Source organism: Streptomyces sp. HD (assembly GCF_028369295.1).
Classification (GTDB): Bacteria; Actinomycetota; Actinomycetes; order Streptomycetales; family Streptomycetaceae; genus Streptomyces.
Window position 1 is genome coordinate 293,216 of the sequence record NZ_JAQMYP010000003.1, and the last position, 18,017, is coordinate 311,232.

General features: G+C 71.0%; 15 protein-coding genes and 2 tRNA genes. 3 read left to right on the top strand and 14 right to left on the bottom strand.

Translation table 11 applies throughout. The annotated features are described in order from the left end of the window. Nucleotides 1-2: 2 nt before the first annotated feature. From POF73_RS04720 to leuS, 5 genes are all read right to left on the bottom strand, one after another. Nucleotides 3-2,591 (bottom strand): ComEC/Rec2 family competence protein, encoded by a 2,589-nt coding sequence (locus tag POF73_RS04720; protein ID WP_272113158.1) that lies wholly within the window; start codon nt 2,589-2,591, stop codon nt 3-5. Next, nucleotides 2,588-3,655, bottom strand: coding sequence for a ComEA family DNA-binding protein (locus tag POF73_RS04725; protein WP_272113159.1), 1,068 nt, complete (start codon nt 3,653-3,655; stop codon nt 2,588-2,590). Before POF73_RS04725 ends, POF73_RS04720 begins: the two co-directional genes overlap by 4 nt. Nucleotides 3,656-3,807: 152 nt before the next feature. After that, nucleotides 3,808-4,653: a DegV family protein gene (locus POF73_RS04730; RefSeq protein ID WP_272113160.1), complete on the bottom strand. Its 846-nt coding sequence runs from the start codon at nt 4,651-4,653 to the stop codon at nt 3,808-3,810. A gap of 93 nt (nt 4,654-4,746) precedes the next feature. Next, a complete protein-coding gene (locus POF73_RS04735) occupies nt 4,747-5,610 on the bottom strand; it encodes a hypothetical protein (RefSeq protein ID WP_272113161.1) in 864 nt (287 codons plus the stop codon). Nucleotides 5,611-5,763: 153 nt separating this feature from the next. Continuing rightward, entirely contained in the window at nt 5,764-8,646 is a 2,883-nt protein-coding gene (gene leuS, locus POF73_RS04740; protein WP_272113162.1) for a leucine--tRNA ligase, read from the bottom strand. Between the two features lie 470 nt (nt 8,647-9,116). Between leuS and POF73_RS04745 the strand changes: the two genes are divergently transcribed. Further along, nucleotides 9,117-10,472: a cytochrome b/b6 domain-containing protein gene (locus tag POF73_RS04745; protein ID WP_272113163.1), complete on the top strand. Its 1,356-nt coding sequence runs from the start codon at nt 9,117-9,119 to the stop codon at nt 10,470-10,472. Further along, the gene (locus POF73_RS04750; protein WP_272113165.1) at nt 10,469-12,082 is read left to right on the top strand and encodes an NADH-quinone oxidoreductase subunit NuoF family protein; all 1,614 of its coding nucleotides are present in this window, start codon (nt 10,469-10,471) and stop codon (nt 12,080-12,082) included. Before POF73_RS04745 ends, POF73_RS04750 begins: the two co-directional genes overlap by 4 nt. Nucleotides 12,083-12,231: 149 nt before the next feature. On the opposite strand, the gene POF73_RS04755 is transcribed toward POF73_RS04750, so the two are convergent. Beyond that, nucleotides 12,232-12,304: transfer RNA gene (locus tag POF73_RS04755), tRNA-Ala, on the bottom strand. 112 nt (nt 12,305-12,416) lie between these two features. Here POF73_RS04755 and POF73_RS04760 point away from each other — a divergent pair. Then, entirely contained in the window at nt 12,417-12,950 is a 534-nt protein-coding gene (locus POF73_RS04760) for a glycosyltransferase 87 family protein (RefSeq protein WP_443049417.1), read from the top strand. A 34-nt stretch (nt 12,951-12,984) separates the two neighbouring features. Here POF73_RS04760 and POF73_RS04765 read toward each other — a convergent pair whose 3' ends face one another. The 8 genes from POF73_RS04765 to POF73_RS04800 all read right to left on the bottom strand — a co-directional run bounded on the left by POF73_RS04765 (nt 12,985) and on the right by POF73_RS04800 (nt 17,950). Then, nucleotides 12,985-13,218 (bottom strand): hypothetical protein, encoded by a 234-nt coding sequence (locus POF73_RS04765; RefSeq protein WP_003976229.1) that lies wholly within the window; start codon nt 13,216-13,218, stop codon nt 12,985-12,987. Nucleotides 13,219-13,660: 442 nt separating this feature from the next. Next, nucleotides 13,661-13,733: transfer RNA gene (locus POF73_RS04770), tRNA-Ala, on the bottom strand. Nucleotides 13,734-13,811: 78 nt separating this feature from the next. After that, a complete protein-coding gene (locus POF73_RS04775) occupies nt 13,812-14,483 on the bottom strand; it encodes a histidine phosphatase family protein (protein ID WP_272113166.1) in 672 nt (223 codons plus the stop codon). After that, nucleotides 14,480-14,926, bottom strand: coding sequence for a ribosome silencing factor (gene rsfS / locus POF73_RS04780; RefSeq protein WP_272113167.1), 447 nt, complete (start codon nt 14,924-14,926; stop codon nt 14,480-14,482). The genes POF73_RS04775 and rsfS overlap by 4 nt, the downstream gene beginning before the upstream one ends. Before the next feature lie 127 nt (nt 14,927-15,053). Continuing rightward, a complete protein-coding gene (locus POF73_RS04785) occupies nt 15,054-16,751 on the bottom strand; it encodes an LCP family protein (RefSeq protein WP_272113168.1) in 1,698 nt (565 codons plus the stop codon). Nucleotides 16,752-16,777: 26 nt separating this feature from the next. Further along, nucleotides 16,778-17,416: a nicotinate-nucleotide adenylyltransferase gene (gene nadD / locus POF73_RS04790; protein ID WP_272113169.1), complete on the bottom strand. Its 639-nt coding sequence runs from the start codon at nt 17,414-17,416 to the stop codon at nt 16,778-16,780. A gap of 77 nt (nt 17,417-17,493) precedes the next feature. Further along, nucleotides 17,494-17,658, bottom strand: a complete 165-nt coding sequence (locus POF73_RS04795) for a hypothetical protein (protein ID WP_272113170.1) — start codon at nt 17,656-17,658, stop codon at nt 17,494-17,496. A gap of 130 nt (nt 17,659-17,788) precedes the next feature. Beyond that, nucleotides 17,789-17,950 (bottom strand): hypothetical protein, encoded by a 162-nt coding sequence (locus POF73_RS04800; RefSeq protein WP_272113171.1) that lies wholly within the window; start codon nt 17,948-17,950, stop codon nt 17,789-17,791. Between the last annotated feature and the right edge of the window lie 67 nt (nt 17,951-18,017).

An 18,017-nucleotide genomic window follows, 5' to 3' on the forward strand; every position in this document is an offset into this window, starting at 1 on the left:
CCTCAGTCTCCCGCCACCCGCAGCTCGGCGCCCGCACCCGCCACCGCCAGGGCCCCGTCCTCGTCCGTCCGCAGCACCACCGCGCCCTGCGCCCGCAGCGCCGCCACGGTGCTGGGAGCCGGGTGGCCGTACGGGTTGTCCGCACCACAACTGATCAGCGCGAGTCGCGGAGCAGCCCTGCGTATGAGCTCCGGGTCCTGGTAGGCCGAGCCGTGGTGAGCGACCTTGAGCACATCCACCCCGCCCAGCAGTGCCCCGGCCGGCGATCTCAACAGGGCCCGCTGCGCGGGAGGTTCGAGATCCCCGAGCAGCAGGAGCCGCAGCCCGGCCGACCGGACGAGCATGGTGACGCTGGCGTCGTTGGGGCCGTCCGGGCCGTCCGGGGCCAGCGCCGGGTGCGCCGGGGGCCACAGCACCTGCCAGCTGAGCGCCCCGGTGCGCCGCTCCTCCCCGGCGGCGGCCCGCGTCACGGGAATGCGCCGGGCCGCCGCCTCCCTCCGTACGAACTCCACCTGGTCCTCGGGCTCTTCATGCCCCGTCGCCTCGATCGCGCCCACCTCACGCCCGCGCAGCACGCCGGGCAGGCCCGCCACGTGATCGGCGTGGTAGTGGGTGATCACGACGAGCGGGATCCTCGTGATGCCGAGGGTGCGCAGGCACCGGTCGACCAACGTCGGATCGGGTCCGGCGTCCACGACCACGCCCGTCCCCTCGCCCGCCGCGAGCACCGTCGCGTCGCCCTGCCCCACGTCGCACATCGCGAACCGCCACCCGGGCGGCGGCCACCCCGTGACCACCCTGGTCAGCGGCGGCGGCTGCACGACCACCAGCACAAGCAGCGCCCCGCAGGCACCGCACCACCAGGGGTGCCGCAACAGCCGTCGGCCCGCGCACAGCACGGCCACCGTGGCGAGGGCGAGCAGCGCCGCCCCCGTCCAGCTGCCGGGCCAGTCCACCCCCGCTCCGGGCAGCGCGGCGCCCGTTCGGGCGACATCCGCGATCCATCCGGTCGGCCAACTCGCGCACCAGGCCAGAACCTTGGCCACCGGCATCGCGAGCGGTGCCGTCGCCAGCGCCGCGAATCCCAGCACGGTGGCCGGTGCGATCGCGAACTCCGCGAGCAGATTGCACGGCACCGCGACCAGGCTCACCCTGGCCGACAGCACCGCCACGACCGGCGCGCACAGCGCCTGCGCTGCCGCCGCGGCCGCCAGCGCCTCGGCCGGCCTCGGCGGCACCCCGCGCTTTCGCAGCGCCACGCTCCAGCGGGGCGCGAGGGTGAGCAGGGCGCCCGTGGCCAGGACGGAGAGCAGGAAGCCGTAACTGCGGGCCAGCCATGGGTCGTACAGCACCAGCAGCAGTACGGCCGTCGCCAGCGCCGGGATCAGCGATCTACGGCGTCCGGTCGCCAGGGCCAGCAGCGCGACGGCCCCGCAGGCCGCGGCCCGCAGCACGCTCGGGTCGGGCCGGCAGACCACGACGAACGCGAGGGTGAGCCCTCCGCCGAGCAGCGCGGTCGTCCGCAGGGAGATGCCCAGACGGGGCGCGAGGCCACGGCGCTCGACCCGCTGGGCCAGGCCGGGCGGGCCGACGAGCAGGGCGAGGATGATCGTGAGGTTGCTGCCGGAGACGGCGAGCGTGTGCGCGAGGTCGGTCTCCTTGAACGCCTCGTCCAGTTCCGGGGTGATCCGCGAGGTGTCGCCCACGACCAGCCCCGGCAGCAGCGCCCTCGCATCCGCGGGCAGCCCGTCCGTCGCCTTCCTCAGCCCGGCCCGCAGCCGCCCGGCCAGCCGCTGCGCCGCCGACGGCTTCCCCACCGCCTCTGGCACCGCCTGGCCCCGCACCCGCAGCACGGCGGCGATCCGGTCCCCGTCGGTCAGGGCGGGAGCGAGGTGTGCGCTCACGCGCAGGTGTGTGGAGGGGAGGAGCCTCAGCCAAGGCGAACGGAGACTGGCAGATCCCGTCGGCGGTCCCTTGCCCGACGCAGCGGACCTCGGCGCCGCGTCGACGATCACCAACACCGGCGCCCGTGTCACCACCACCGCGCCGTCCGCCTTCTCCACGCGCCGCACGTCCGCGTTGAACAGCACGGACGGCGCTGCCATGTGATTCCCTCGGACCCGGGCCTTGGTGAGCCGGGGATCCGAGGTGATCTCGACCTCGGCGGTCACGGTGGCGTACTCCCGCGCCAGCCCCGGCACCGGCCCGCGTCGTAGATCGGCTCCGTGCAGCCCTGCGGAGACGGCGGCCGCTGCGACACACAGCAGCACGGTGGCGACGGAGACACGCGACCAGGTCGGCCAGGTGAGTCGCGCGGGCGTTCTGCCGGCCCCACCTCGCCGCAGCAACAGCAGGACACCTGCGGCGACCAGGCATACGACCGCCGCCCCGGTCACCCACGCCGACGGGGCGTCCAGCGCCAGCGCCGCCGTCGCCCACGCGGCGAGGGCAGGAGGGACCAGCCGAAGGTCCGTCGGCCCTTCCTGTCGGGGATGGGACGCGCCGAGCCGGCTTCCGGACGCGGCGTGCACGGCGGCGCGGGAGGGCACGGGGTCCGCCGTGGGATCGGCGGTGCGCAGGTCGTGGCTCATGGCCGTACGAGATTCCGCAGATCGGCGAAACGACGGTCGCCGATGCCGTTGACCTCCCGCAACTCGTCCACCGAGCGGAAGCCGCCGTGCTGGGTGCGGTAGTCGATGATGTGCTGGGCCAGCACCGGGCCGACACCCGGGAGAGTGTCCAGCTGGTCGACGGTGGCCGTGTTGAGGGGGACCGGCCCGGCGGGTGCGGCACCGGCCGCCGCACCGCTCGAACCCGTGCCCGAGCCCGCTCCGGGCGCTGCCCCGGGAACGGCCCCCGGAGCGCCGACGATCACCTGCTCGCCGTCCACCAGGAACCGGGCCCGGTTGAGGCTGTCGGTGTCGGTGCCTGGGCGCACTCCACCGGCGGCGCGCAGTGCGTCCGCGACACGTGAGCCCGCCGGGAGGCGATGGATCCCCGGCTCGCGCACCTTGCCGCCGACGTCCACGACGATCTCGGGCGCGGCCGTGCCCGCGGCACCCGGAGCACCGGCCGCCGACCTACCCTCCCCGGTCTCCTCCCCCGGCTCCCCTCCCCCGTACGAGGCCGCGGCCCGCACCACCTCGGGCGCCCGCACGGACTGTGCCCGCCCGGCCCAGAAGTGCTGCACGGCGAACCCGGCGGCAAGGACGAGCACCACGGTGAGCGCGACCACGCTCCGCCGCTCCAGCCCACACCTCGCCTGCAACCACACCGGCATCCGCTCCCGCAGCGCCGGTCCGACCCGCGTCCGCCAGTCACCGGCACCCGGGGCACGAACCTCGGAATCACCGGAGTCGGCGGCCACCGCCTCAGCACCGCCCGGCGTGCCCCTCGGATCCTCTTCCGATCCCCTGACGCCGGCACGCCGAGCAGACTCCTCCTCCGCCTCCGACTCTCCCCACTCCCCGGCCCGTTCGGCGAAAATCACCTCCGCCCGGCGCCACAACTCCTCCGCCGACGTATGCCTGTGCCGTGCCCGGCCCCGGGCAGGCATGTGTCGTCGCTGCCGGACCCGGACGTCGGAGTGGGGACCCCGGCCAGGGCCACTGGTCGCCCTCACAGGGCGGGTACGTGTACGTGATCGAAGTGCCATGCGACGAGCATCGGACACCTCGGCGCACCCGCGATGATCTTGCTCAATTCCCGGGGATTACCACCCAGTTGTGGATAACTCCGCCACCCACACGAGTGACCGACCACCGAGGCGGCCCGACACCACGGCGAGCACGCCCCCCAGCCCGGCCTTCAGCGCGGCGAAACCACAACCCCCAACAGCCCTGGCCCGGTGTGCGCCCCGATCACGGCCCCCACCTCACTCACATGCAGATCGGCCAGCCCCGGCACCCGGGCCCGCAACCGGTCCGCCAGCGCCGACGCCCGGTCGGGGGCGGCGAGATGGTGCACCGCGATGTCGACCTGCGCGCTGCCCGCCCGGTCGGCCGCGATCTCCTCCAGGCGGGCGATCGCCTTGGAGGCCGTCCGTACCTTCTCCAGCGGCCCGATCCGGCCGCCCTCCAGCTGCAGCAGTGGCTTCACCGCGAGCGCGGAGCCCAACAGGGCCTGCGCGGCCCCGATACGGCCACCGCGGCGCAGATAGTCGAGGGTGTCTACGTAGAAGTAGGCGGCCGTGGCCCCGGCCCGCTTCTCCGCGGCGGTCACGGCGTCGTCCACCGTGCCGCCCGTCTCTGCCGCCTCGGCCGCGGCCAGCGCGCAGAACCCGAGCGCCATGGCGACCATCCCGGTGTCCACCACCCGCACCGGCACCGGCGCCTCGCGCGCTGCCAGAACCGCCGCGTCGTAGGTGCCGGAGAGCTCGGCGGACAGGTGCAGGGAGACGATGCCGGTGGCGCCGGACTCGGCGACCCTGCGGTAGTGCTCCGCGAAGACCTGCGGGCTGGGGCGCGAGGTGGTCACAGGGCGTCGCTTCTGCAACGCCTGGGCGAGGGAACGGGTCGAGATCTCGGTGCCCTCGTCCAGCGCCTGATCGCCGAGGACCACGGTCAGGGGCACCGCGGTGATGCCGTGGCGCTCCATCGTCCGCGGCGGCAGGTAGGCCGTTGAATCGGTGACGATCGCGACATGGCGGGACATGAGCTGGAGGTTACCTGGCGTAGCGCGCGTGCGGCAGCCCGACCCCGCTCAGCCGGTCAAGCCTTGACCGGAGCGGCTCGTGGTCGCGCGGCCTCAAGTCGTGCTCTCGGGACGGGGTTTCTTCTGCCAGGGATACGTTGGCCGAGGTCCCGGCGGGTTGATGGCGGGCCGCGTGGGCTCCTCGGCCCGCTGCCGCTGAGGGCTGTCCGGCCAGGTCTGCTCGGCCGTCGCGGCGGCTTCGGGGACGGGGGCCTCCGGCCAGGGCGGTGGCGTCGCCGACGGGCCTTCCGACGACTGCCTCGGCTCCGAGGATTTCGCCGCCGAGGACGCCGAGGACGCCGAAGATCCCGTCGTCACCGGTGAATCAGCCGTCGACGAGCCCGTCTTCGACGAGTCGGCCGCCGAAGGCTCCGTCGTCTGCCAGTGCCGCAAGGCGCCGGTCTCCACGTCGATCTGCGCGCTGAGGGTGTCCAGGTCGTCGTCCGCGAAGCGGCGGGCCCGGTCGCGAGCCGCCCAGCGCAGTGAGTCCGCCGACTCGACGATGCGCTCGGTGCGTTCGCGCAGGTCGGGCAGGCGTGCGGCGAGCTTGCTGCGGTCCGGCTCGGACTCCAGGCGCCGCAGTTCGGCGTCCAGTTCGTGCCCGTGCGCGCTGAGGCGGTGGAAGAGGCCGAGGGACTCCTTGAGGGACTCGTCGTGGTCGGCGTCCACTTCCAGTGCGTCCTGGGTGGCCCGCATGGAGGTGCGCAGCTTCAGCCGCAGCTGGGCGAGCTCGCCGGCCGCGCCGGGCTGGGCGAAGGACTTGGCCCGCAGGGTGTGGTCCTCGACCGTGCGCCGGGCGTGGGTGATCGTCTCGTCCACCCGGCGCTTGGCGGCGCCGACCACCTTCACCGTGGCGTACGCACCGAGCACGACGAAGAGCACAAAAAGCAGGGCGACGACTGCGATCACTGCTTCCACGAGCTCCTCCTCCGGCCGGCCGCGGCGCACGCAACATCACGCCGCGCCACATCACGCCACATCTACTCTTCAACGGTAAACGCAGCAGGCAGGCCCGGAGTTCCAGAGGAACCCCGAACCTGCCCGTAGGGGATCACCCCGAGCCGGGAGAACCTACGCCGGAACGATGTTCACCAGCTTCGGCGCCCGCACGATCACCTTCCGGATCCCGGCCCCGTCCAGCGCCGCCACGACCTTCTCGTCGGCCAGCGCGACCTTCTCCAGCTCGTCCTCGGAGATGGACGGGGAGACCTCCAGGCGGGCCTTGACCTTGCCCTTGATCTGCACGACGCAGGTCACGGTCTCGTCGACGACGTAGGCCGGGTCGGCGACCGGGAAGTCCTGGTGGACGACCGAATCGGTGTGGCCCAGCTTGCGCCACAGCTCCTCGGCGATGTGCGGGGCCAGCGGCGCCACCATCAGCACCAGGGCCTCGGCGACCGGGCGCGGCACGGCGCCGCCCGCCTTGGTCAGGTGGTTGTTCAGCTCGGTGACCTTGGCGATCGCGGTGTTGAACCGCATGCCCTCCAGGTCCCCGCGCACGCCGTCGATCGCCTTGTGCAGGGCACGCAGCGTGTCCTCGTCGGGCTCGGCGTCCGCGACCGTCACGGCACCGGTCGTCTCGTCGACGACGTTGCGCCACAGCCGCTGCAGCAGCCGGAACTGGCCGACCACCGCGCGCGTGTCCCACGGCCGGGAGACGTCCAGCGGGCCCATCGCCATCTCGTACAGCCGCAGCGTGTCGGCGCCGTACTCGGCACAGATCTCGTCCGGAGTGACCGCGTTCTTCAGGGACTTGCCCATCTTGCCCAGCAGCCGGGAGACCTTCTCGCCCTGGTAGTAGTAGGCGCCGTCGCGCTCCTCCACCTCGGCGGCCGGCACCGCGATGCCACGGCTGTCGCGGTAGACGTAGGCCTGGATCATGCCCTGGTTGAACAGTTTGTGGAACGGCTCCGCCGAGGAGACGTGCCCCAGGTCGAACAGGACCTTGGACCAGAAGCGCGCGTACAGCAGGTGCAGCACGGCGTGCTCGGCGCCGCCGACGTACAGGTCGACGCCGCCGTGCGGCTGGCCCTCGCGCGGGCCCATCCAGTACTGCTCGACCTCGGGGTCGACCAGCTGCTCGCTGTTGTGCGGGTCCAGGTAGCGCAGCTCGTACCAGCAGGAACCGGCCCAGTTGGGCATGGTGTTGGTCTCGCGCCGGTACCGCTTCGGGCCGTCGCCCAGGTCCAGCGTGACGTTGACCCAGTCCTCGTTGCGCGACAGCGGCGTCTCGGGCTCGGTGTCGGCGTCGTCCGGGTCGAAGGTGCGCGGGCTGTAGTCCTCGACCTCGGGCAGCTCCAGCGGCAGCATCGACTCGGGCAGGGCGTGGGCGATGCCGTCCTCGTCGTAGACGATCGGGAAGGGCTCGCCCCAGTAGCGCTGACGGCTGAACAGCCAGTCGCGCAGCCGGAAGTTGACCGTGCCCTCGCCGACGCCGGACCGCTCCAGCCATTCGGTGATGCGCGCCTTGGCCTCGGCGACGCCCAGGCCGTCCAGGGAGATGCCCTCGGCGGTGGAGTTGATGATCTTCGCGTCGTACGACCCGAAGGCGTCCTCCCAGGTCGAGGTGTCCGTGCCCCGGCCGTCGGTCGGCTCGACGATGCAGTGGATCGGCAGCTCGAAGGCGCGCGCGAACTCGAAGTCACGCTGGTCGCCGCAGGGTACGGCCATGATCGCGCCGGTGCCGTAGCCCATCAGGACGTAGTCGGCGATGAAGACGGGGACCTGCTCGCCGTTGACCGGGTTGGTGGCGTACGAGCCGATGAAGACGCCGGTCTTGTCCTTGGCCTCGGCCTGGCGCTCGACGTCGGACTTGGAGGCGGCCTGCGCGCGGTAGGCGGCGACGGCCTCGGCCGGGGTCGCGTGACCGCCGGTCCACACGTCGTGGGTGCCCTCGGGCCAGGCGTCCGGGGTGAACTTGTCGACCAGCGGGTGCTCGGGCGCCAGCACCATGTAGCTCGCGCCGAACAGGGTGTCGGGGCGCGTGGTGAACACGGTGATGCGCTCGCCGTCGATCGGGAAGTCGACGCGGGCGCCCTCGGAGCGGCCGATCCAGTTGCGCTGCTGCAGCTTGATGGCCTCGGGCCAGTCCAGCTCGTTCAGGTCGTCCAGCAGCCGGTCGGCGTACGCGGTGATCCGCATGTTCCACTGGCGCAGCTTGGCCTTGAAGACCGGGAAGTTGCCGCGCTCGGAACGGCCCTCGGCGGTGACCTCCTCGTTGGCCAGCACGGTGCCCAGGCCGGGGCACCAGTTGACCGGCGCGTCGGAGGCGTAGGCCAGGCGGTATCCGCCCAGGACGTCGGCGCGCTCGGCGGCGTTCAGCTCGCTCCACGCGCGTGTGCCGCCGTCCGCCCCGGGCACCGCGCGCTCACCGGACTCGAACTCGGCGACCAGTTCGGAGATCGGGCGGGCCTTCTTCGCCTCGTCGTCGTACCAGGAGTTGAAGATCTGCAGGAAGATCCACTGGGTCCACTTGTAGTAGTCCGGGTCGATCGTGGCGAACGACCGGCGCTTGTCGTGGCCCAGGCCCAGCCGGCGCAGCTGGGCCTTCATGTTCTCCATGTTGGCCTCGGTGGAGACACGCGGGTGCGTGCCGGTCTGCACGGCGTACTGCTCGGCGGGCAGGCCGAAGGCGTCGAAGCCCAGGGTGTGCAGGACGTTGTGCCCGGTCATGCGCTGGAAGCGCGCGAAGACGTCGGTGGCGATGTAACCCAGGGGGTGGCCGACGTGCAGGCCCGCACCGGAGGGGTACGGGAACATGTCCATGATGAACTTCTTGGGCCGGGCGACGACCGCGGGGGCGCCCGCCAGGTCACCCTTCGGGTTGGGCGCGGCGTACGTGCCCTCGGCGTCCCAGAAGTCCTGCCAGCGTGCCTCGATGTCGGCGGCCATGGCCGCCGTGTAGCGGTGCGGCGCTGCTGCCTCGGCGGCGGCAGCGGGGTTCGTCTCGCTCATGATCCTCAAAGCTCCATCGATCGTCTCTGCCAGCGGCTGCGGTTCTCTGGAAACGAAAAATCCCCTCGCACAGGAGGGGACGCCGCGCCGATTCCGACCATCCGATTCGCCCGGTGGTCGGGACTGATCAGCGCGGCCCGCTAAGCAGAAGGCGTACGGCACGCATGGCGTCAGGGTACCGCAGCGCCGGAGCGGGTCGCGACGGACTTCCGGCGGGGCGCATGACAGGACCCACAAGGGGCTCACGCATGAACAACTGCGCCCCCTGTTCCGTACCTGAGAGTTGTGAAGACCTCGAAAAGCTGAACAGCGTTCAATTGTTACCTGGCGTAACAGTCGCTAAGGGACATCGCCCGCCTCTCGCCGCCCGTAGATAACAACGCAATAACTCAAACGCCGTACCCCTCGGTATGGAGCCACTTAGAGTGCGGCAACGGGACCGCCTTCCCGAACCGCTCGGAGTTGCCCCCATGAACCCTCGTCGTAGTAACAGTTCGCTCCCCAAACCGGGCCGGTCGGCCTACGGGATAGCGACCGCTGCTCTTCTGCTGCTCATACCCCTGGTCGTGCTGCTCGGCGGCACCTGGCTCCAGGAGTTCCTCAACTTCGGTGCCGGCGTCCTGTCGCTCGTCTGCCTCACCTGCTCGGTGATCTGGGGCCTCGTCGCCCAGGACCGGATGATCCTCAACACCCGCCAGCGGATCATCGCGCAGGGCATCCACCGGGTGACGGCCGTGGGCTCGATCGCGTTCCTCCTGGTGCACATCGGCGTCAAGCTGGCCCTGGACCACGCCACCCCGATCGCCGCGCTGATCCCCTTCAGCCTGGTGTTCGCCGGGGGCAGCGAGATCCCGGGCAGCGCGTTCCTCATCGGCCTGGGCTCCCTGGCCGCCCTTCTCATGATCTTCGTCGGAGTCACCGGCGCCCTGCGCAACCAGTTCGCCTCCCCCGCGCCGGTCGCCGCCCGCTGGCGCGCGATGCACATGCTGGCCTACCCGGCCTGGTGCGCGGCCCTGATCCACGGCCTGTTCGCCGGCCGCCCGGCGAAGACGTTCTTCATGGTCAGCTACGAACTCTGTGTCGTCGCCGTCGCCGCGGCCCTCGCGCTGCGCGCCTCCCCGCGCCCGGTCAAGCGCAAGGTCGCCGACCGGCTCGCCCAGATCATCGGCAACGAGCCGGGCGCCCGCGAGGACCTGGAGGAGAGCCGCGCCCGGGCGGCGTCCGGGTCCTCCCTGCCCGGCTACGAGTCCCAGCGCCCGGCGCGTGGCTCGCGCGCTGACCGGCCGGCCCGCGAGGAGCGGACCGGCCCCCTGCCCGGCATGCCCTCCCAGGCCCCCTCGGCCGCCGAGTCCACCGGCGGTTTCGCCGCCGCCTACCGCGCCGTCTCCCCCCGCTCCCGCGGGCAGCAGCAGCCGTACGCCGACCAGACCTCCCGTATGGACCTGCCCCTGGACATGCAGCCGACCGAGGCCATCCCGCGCGTCGACGGCGGCGGCAGCAGCAGCACCGGCAACTGGCCCATCCCCTCCCCACCGCCGGTCGGCGAGGCACCCCCGTCGGCCTACGACCCGCTCAACGACACGGGATACAACATCCCCGTCTACGGCGACGCGGGCACCCAGGGCTACAACTCCGGCGCTGCGGGCTACGGCTCCAGTGATGTGTACGACACCGCTGAGACAAACGCCGTCTTCGGTACGTACAACCAGAACGACACGTACAACAACAGCGGTCCCGCCACTGAAACATTCCCCGGTGCGTCCTACGACTTCGACGCACCGGGTTCGGGCGAACCTTGGAACACGCCTTCCGGAGGCTTTAAGTGAACGAGGCCCTGCCCGACGTACCCGAGGTCCGCGTGGTCGGTCTTCCTCAGCTCACGTCGGGCTTCGACCTTGTCGAAAGACTTGATCTGCCCATGCATCTGAAAGTGCACGGGCCGCTCGAACCGATGGGCGGCGAGCAACTCGCGAAGCTCGCCGAGAACATCAACCTGAAGGGCCGCGGCGGCGCGGGCTTCCCCTTCCACAAGAAGCTGCGCTCGGTCGCCGAGGCCGCGATCAAGCGCGGCGTACGGCCGGTCGTCGTGGTCAACGGCAGTGAGGACGAGCCGGCCTGCCGCAAGGACACGGTGATGATCAACCGTGCCCCGCATCTCATCCTGGACGGCGCGCTGCTGTGCGCCGAGGCCCTGGGTGCCCGCACGCTCGTGGTGGCGGTCACCCGGGAATCGACCCAGCGCTCCATGGAGGCCGCCCTCGCCGAACGCGGTCTCAGCAACACCCGCCGCTCCGCGCTACGCGCGTTCGTCCAGCGCAATCCGGTGCGCATGGTCACCGGCGCCGCCGCCTCCGTGATCCGCTCGATCGACGGCGGGCCGGCGATCCCGCCCGGCCGCAAGGTCAGCGCCTCGCAGAACGGCGTCGGCGGCGCCCCGACCCTGCTGTCCAACGCCGAGACGTTCGCCCAGCTGGCCATCGCCGCCCGCATCGGCCCGGAGCGCTACGGCAACACCGGCCTGTACGACGAGCCGGGCACCGTCATGCTCACGGTCTCCGGCGCGGTCGCCCGCCCGATGGTCATCGAGGTGCCCACCGGCGTGCCGCTGCGCTACGTCCTGCAGCTGGCCGGTGCCCCGCCGGTGCCGCAGGGCGTGCTGACCGGCGGCTACCACGGCAAGTGGATCGACGCGGCGACGGTCAACGAGGCGATCGTCTCGCGCAACTCCCTGGACGCGGTGGGCGGCGCGCTCGGCGCCGGCGCGATCCTGCCGATCACTCAGGAGACCTGCCCGCTGGGCGAGTCGCTGCGGGTGGCGCAGTGGCTGGCCGAGGAGAGCGCGGGCCAGTGCGGCCCCTGCTACCTCGGCCTGCCGGCCGCCGCGCGCGGCATGGAGGACATCCTCAACGGCGGCGGCCCGGCCGCCCTGGAGGCCCTCAAGCAGGTCGCCAAGAACGTGAAGCGGCGCGGCGCGTGCTCGCACCCGGACGGCTCGGCGATGTTCCTGGAGTCGACCATCAAGGCGTTCACCGACGACCTCGCGGCACACGTCCTCGGCAACGGCTGCGGACGGCCCGTGGAGGGCGTCCTGCCGCTCTTCGAGGGCGGCAGGGCCCCGTCGGGCATCCCGGGCGGCGCCGAGTCGGAGGAGAACGGCCCCAGCCGCCAGAAGATCTACGTCGACTGGACACTGTGCCGCGGCCACGGCCTGTGCGCCGACATCCTCCCGGAGGTCTTCCAGCTCGGCGCCGACGGCTTCCCGACGGTCGCCCAGGCGAAGGTCCCGCGCTACGCCGAGGCCAAGGCCCTGCGCGCGGTGCGCCGTTGCCCGGCCCTCGCCCTGCGCATCGAGGAGGACACCCGCGCGCAGGACTCGTCCCGCAGCAACCTGCCGGTCCTCTCCCAGGGCCGCGGCAGGCGCGCCCTGGGCCGCTGAGCCCCGGCACGCACGCGTGGAGGGGCCGTCCACCCGGACGGCCCCCTCGTTCGCTTCCCGACCGCTGATCCCCAACCACCCCTGAAACCAGTGGTGTCCGCAAACGAAAAGATCCCGCCGGATCGATTCGACCCGGCGGGATCTTGCTGTGGAGCTAAGGAGAATTGAACTCCTGACCTCCTGCATGCCATGCAGGCGCTCTACCAACTGAGCTATAGCCCCTTGCTTTGGTCCGCCCGGTTTCCCCGGCGGCGACGCCAACATTACCGGTCGACCAGGTGCAGCACCAAATCGTTTCCGTTCTGCTCCATTACGCCCACTAATGTCGGGTTCTGTGACCGCGATCGTGCCCTCCGGAATCCACCGCCGAGTGCCGGTCTCGCTGGGAGTGTGCCTGGTCTCGTTCACCGCGTTCTGGGCGGCGCAGCGGGCCGCCCACGTGTCGCTGATCGACCCGATGGCCTACCGGGCCGAGGGCGCGACCGTGCGGACGGGAGGCGACCTGTACGCGCTGCGGACGACGGCCGCCCGACTGCCCACCACCTACCCGCCGTTCGCGGCCCTGCCGTTCACTCCGCTGACACTCCTCGACACGGCGACGATGCGCATCCTGGGAACGGCCGGGAACCTGGTGCTGCTCGTGGTGTTCGTACGGCTGTCCCTGCGGCCGGTCGGGCACGCACGCGTGGAGAGCGTGTGGTGGGTCGCGGCACCGGTCCTGTGGGATCTGTCACGGCGCCCAGGTGAGCGCTGGGCCGGCGCCGGCACGGCTCCGGCGGCCCCTGGCTGCGGCACGAACTGCATCAGAACGGCGCAGAGTTGCCGCCGTCAGCCCTCTACGGGACGGCGGGCTGCCTGTTCCTGGTGATCGCCGGGGTCTCCCTCAGGAACCCCGGCGCGCGTCAAGCCGTGACGAAGGAATAGAAACGCTTGAGTGTGCAGTGTTCTTCGAGGAGGCGGCCGTAGATCGGTTCGCCCTCAAGTTCACGGTACGTCTCGATCGGGTCGCCTTTTATGATCAGCGCCCGCGCGCATTCCTCGCACCAGTACTGGTAGTCGGGGTTCACCGGTTCCATGTCACGGACGATCGGCGTACCGCTGCCGCACCAGTCGCACTTTCGCCTGTGTGCACCCATCGATCAGCTCCAGATGTGGCCGCAGGCCGTGCACACGTAGGAAATTCCGCCGTTGTCCCCGAGAAGCTGGGCGACATGGACGGATCCGCAGGAAGGGCAGCTGAGGCGGGTGATCGTATCCCGTGTCAACGCTGCTTCGAAGAGGCGACCGACCTCTTCGAAGATGCTCGCAGGCATCACCACTCCCTCCCGTCGGGCCGCGCCCCCTTCCGGCCGTTTGATTCTGCCACGGCCGGACCAATACGGTCAGCGACGCCTCAGTACCAGTCCGGACACGGCAGCCTCCGCTGCCGTACGAACCGTGCGAACACGCACCCCAGAGCGCCTCCTGAGAGGTATACGCCCGCGAGGCCCGAGCGACTCAAGTCGGACCCGAACACTTTGGCGTATACCAGAAGATCCCGCCGATCGAAGCGATCGGCGGGATCTTGTTGTCTCACTGTGGAGCTAAGGAGAATTGAACTCCTGACCTCCTGCATGCCATGCAGGCGCTCTACCAACTGAGCTATAGCCCCTAGTTCCTCCCCGCTCAGCGGGGCGAACAAGAAGAACTTTAGCCTGCGACCTGCCAGAAAGTGAAATCCGGGTCGGCGTCAGTCGTCGTCGCCCAGCACCGGTTCCGGCAGGGTGCCGGCGTTGTGCTCCAGCAGACGCCAGCCGCGGGCACCCTCGCCAAGGACGGACCAGCAGCAGTTGGAGAGGCCGCCGAGGCTCTCCCAGTAGCGGGGCTCCAGGCCGAGGAGGCGGCCGATGGTCGTACGGATCGTGCCACCGTGGCTGACCACGACGAGCGTGCCGTCGTCGGGGAGCTTCTCGGCGTGCCGGAGCACGATGGGCGCGGCGCGGTCGGCGACCTCGGTCTCCAGCTCGCCGCCACCGCGGCGCACCGGCTCACCGCGCTTCCACGCGGCGTACTCCTCGCCGAACCGGGCGATGATCTCCTCGTGCGTCAGGCCCTGCCAGACGCCCGCGTAGGTCTCGCGCAGGCCCTCGTCGCGGGTCACCTCCAGGCCGGTGAGCCCGGCCAGCTCGGCGGCCGTGGCGGCGGCGCGCTGGAGGTCGGAGGCGATGATCGCGTCGGGCTTGAGGCTGACGAGCAGCCGGGCGGCACGGCGGGCCTGGGAGATGCCCGCCTCGGTGAGCGCGACGTCGGTGGTGCCCTGGAAGCGGCGCTCCACGTTCCAGGAGGTCTGGCCGTGCCGCCACAGGATGACGCGGCGGCCCCGGCCGGCCTTGCCCGCGAGCACGTCGCCGGCGGTGCTCATCGCCACTCACCACCCAGCTCGGCGGCCTCCTCGGCGGCCTGGAGCTCGGCGTGCTCCGCGGCCTTGCCGCGGGTGGCCTTGGCGTCGTCGGGCAGCTCCAGCTCGGGGCAGTCCTTCCACAGCCGCTCCAGGGCGTAGAAGACACGCTCCTCGCTGTGCTGGACGTGCACGACGATGTCGACGTAGTCGAGCAGCACCCAGCGGGCCTCGCGGTCGCCCTCGCGGCGCACCGGCTTGGCGCCGAGCTCCTTGAGGAGCCGCTCCTCGATCTCGTCGACGATCGACTTGACCTGGCGGTCGTTGGGCGCGGAGGCCAGCAGGAAGGCGTCCGTGATCGACAGGACGTCGCTGACGTCGTAGGCGATGATGTCGTGCGCGAGCTTGTCGGCGGCCGCCTGGGCGGCGGTGTTGACGAGCTCATGGGAACGGTCGGTAGCGGTCACTACAAGGCTTTCGATCGGCGGACACTGGACTTCACTCGACCTCAAGGGTCTCACGGACCAGTGACAGCACCCCACGTGATTACCGGCTCACATGGGGTGGCCTGCGGTTATGTACGGGCTGCGGCTGTCAGGACGAGGGTTTGTAGTCCTGTCCCAGGACCACCTGGACATCGGCGTTCCCGGACACGTCACCCTTGGTGACCGCACCTGCGGACAGGCCCAGGGTCTTGGCGACCTCGGTGGCGTTGTCCTTGTCGGCGGCGTCGGCGTACAGGACCTTCGAGGTGGCCGCGGCGGACGCCGTGCCGCCCTCCAGGAAGGTGAAGCCGCCGTTCAGCAGGACCACGCGGGCCTTGCCGGAGTTGTCCTTGACGCCGCTGGCGTTGCGGACGGACACCCGGACGGCGGCGCCCTTGTCGGGGCTCTTGGCGGTGCCGCCGAGGACCTCCTTGACGACACTGGCGCTCGCCTGGGCGCTGAGCGTGCCGTCGGTCTGGACCGGCAGCAGGGCCGTCTTGTAGTCGCCTCCCTTGGCGAGGTCGGCGAGCTTGGCGAGGAAGGCGCCGAGGTCCTTGTCGGTCAGCGGCGGCTCGATGATCATGCCGAGCGTCTGCACGGTGGTGGTCGCGCCCTGGGCGTCCGACGTCATCTTGCGCAGCACGGCCTGCATGACCTGCCCGAACCGCTGCAGCTGGGCGCTCTGACCCTCGCCGGAGGCCTGGTAGGTGGCGTAGGCGACGGCCGTCTTGCCGCTGAGGGTCTGGGCCTTGCCCTTGCGGACGAGGGGGGCGGTGCCCTTGGACTTGGCGTCCGGGTCGGGCACGTCGGTGTCGGTGTCGACCTCGATGTTGCCGACCAGGTCGACGAGGTTCTGCAGATACGGGGTGTCCAGCCGCCAGGTGCCCTGGATCTCGGTGCCGAGGACGGTGTCGATCGCGTCGCGCGTGCCGGAGGAGCCGTCGTCGTCGACCGACTTGGCGAGGGTGGTCGTGGTGCCGTCGTCACTGGACATGGCGAGGGAGTTGGGCAGCAGGACGGTCGTGCCCTGCTTGGTGGTGGTGTTGTCGACGAGCAGCGCCGTGGAGGTGCCGCCCTTCTTGGTGTTGTGCAGGTGTACGACGATCACGTCGCGCTGCTGGGCGCCCACGGCCGTGTCGGTGCCGGTCTTCTCGTCCGACGCCGACAGTCCGGGCAGCTTCCCGGCATACCAGAGGTAGCCGACGCCGCCGGCCGCGACGAGGGACAGCACGACCACGAGAGCGATCACACGCGCGCGTGCCCGTCGCCGGGCCTCCTCGCGGCGCTCGGTGCGGTTCTCGGTGAACTTCAGCCAGTCGATGACGTCCTCGGAGTCCTGGTCGGGCTCCTCGACGAAGGCGAACTGCTCGGTGTGGTAATCGCGCCCCGCGCGGTCCTGGGTCAGGGGTTCCTCGACCGGCCCGGCCTGCTGCGGGATGTAGGCGGTCTGCTCGGCCACGCGGTGCTGCTGACCGCTGGTGGCGGTACGGCCGTACGGGTCGTACGACGGCGAGTGGGCGCCGCCCTGCTGCTGGTGCGTGCCGGTGCCGTACCCGTCGTAGGAGGGCGTGGGCGGCTGCCGGCCGGTGTCACCGCTGCCGTAGGGGTCGTACGGCGGGACCGGCTGCTGCCGGCCGGTCGCGTACGGGTCGTAGCCGTAGCCCTGCTGTGCGTAGGGGTCGTACTGCTGCTGGGGCGGCTGCTGCTGTACCTGTCGGTACACAGGCTGCCCGTACTCGTCGTATCCGACCAGTTCGTACTGGTCGGATCCGTGTCCTGCCGCCCCCGCGTCGTATCGGTCGTTCACCGGTAGCCCCTCTCGGCTCACTCGCCTCACTCGCCGCGGTACAGCTCACGTTTGTCGATGTAGCGCACGACTCCGTCGGGCACCAGATACCAGATGGGATCTCCCTTCGCGACTCTCGCGCGGCAATCGGTGGACGAGATGGCCAGAGCGGGAACCTCGACCAACGAGACGCCGCCTTCCGGGAGCCCGGGATCGTTGAGGTGGTGGCCGGGCCGGGTGACCCCGATGAAGTGCGCCAGGGAGAACAGCTCCTCCGAGTCCCGCCAGGTCAGGATCTGGGCGAGGGCGTCGGCGCCGGTGATGAAGAAGAGGTCCGTGTCGGGGTTGAGCGCGCGCAGGTCGCGCAGCGTGTCCACGGTGTACGTCGGGCCGCCGCGGTCGATGTCGATGCGGCTGACGGAGAACTGCGGGTTCTCGGCGGTGGCGATGACCGTCATCAGATAGCGGTCCTCGGCCGGGGAGACATGCCGGTGGCTCTTCTGCCACGGCTGGCCGGTCGGCACGAACACGACCTCGTCCAGGTGATACCGCGCGGCGACCTCGCTGGCCGCGACGAGGTGGCCGTGGTGGATCGGGTCGAACGTTCCGCCCATGACGCCGATGCGGCGCTTGCCGGAGTTCGTCTGGCCGTTTCCGGGGCCGGTAGGCATGTCCTGCTCTCCCATGCGTGCAGACCCTACCGGCCCCGCCTGAGAGCTCCGGCCGACGGCCGTCCGGGCGGAGCGAGGGGACCGGCCGGGACTCAGCGGTCGCGGTTGAAGCGGGTGGTGATCCACAGCAGGAGCAGCAGGATGATGAACGCGCCGCCACCGGTGGCCAGGGGGCTGATGCTGTTGTGGTTGCCGCCGTGTTCCTCGCCCTCGGCGGCGAGGGTGACCAACTGGGCAGCTGCGCTGTGGAAGCTCATCTTCGGCGTGACCTATCGGTGTGGGCGGGATAAAGATGTCGGCTCATCGTAAGCGGGCGCCATGACGGCGATCACGCCGACTCCACCGTTGGGGCACCGCCGAGAACCGGTGGGGAACCTTCCCGGGGGCTCAGTCGTCCTTCCGCCTGTAGCCCCGCAACAGGAACCACGCGGTCAGCACACAGCCCACGACCATCACGATCAGTACGACCCGGAGCAGATTCCCCGGCCCTTGCTGCTCGGCGGCCTTCGCGGCCTCGGTGAGCCAGTCGGCTGCGGGGTTGTGCTCCATGACGGCGGAACTCCTTCGCTGTAGTGCCCGTCCACGGTAACTCCGCCTAGGCTGGGCTCTGCTTCGG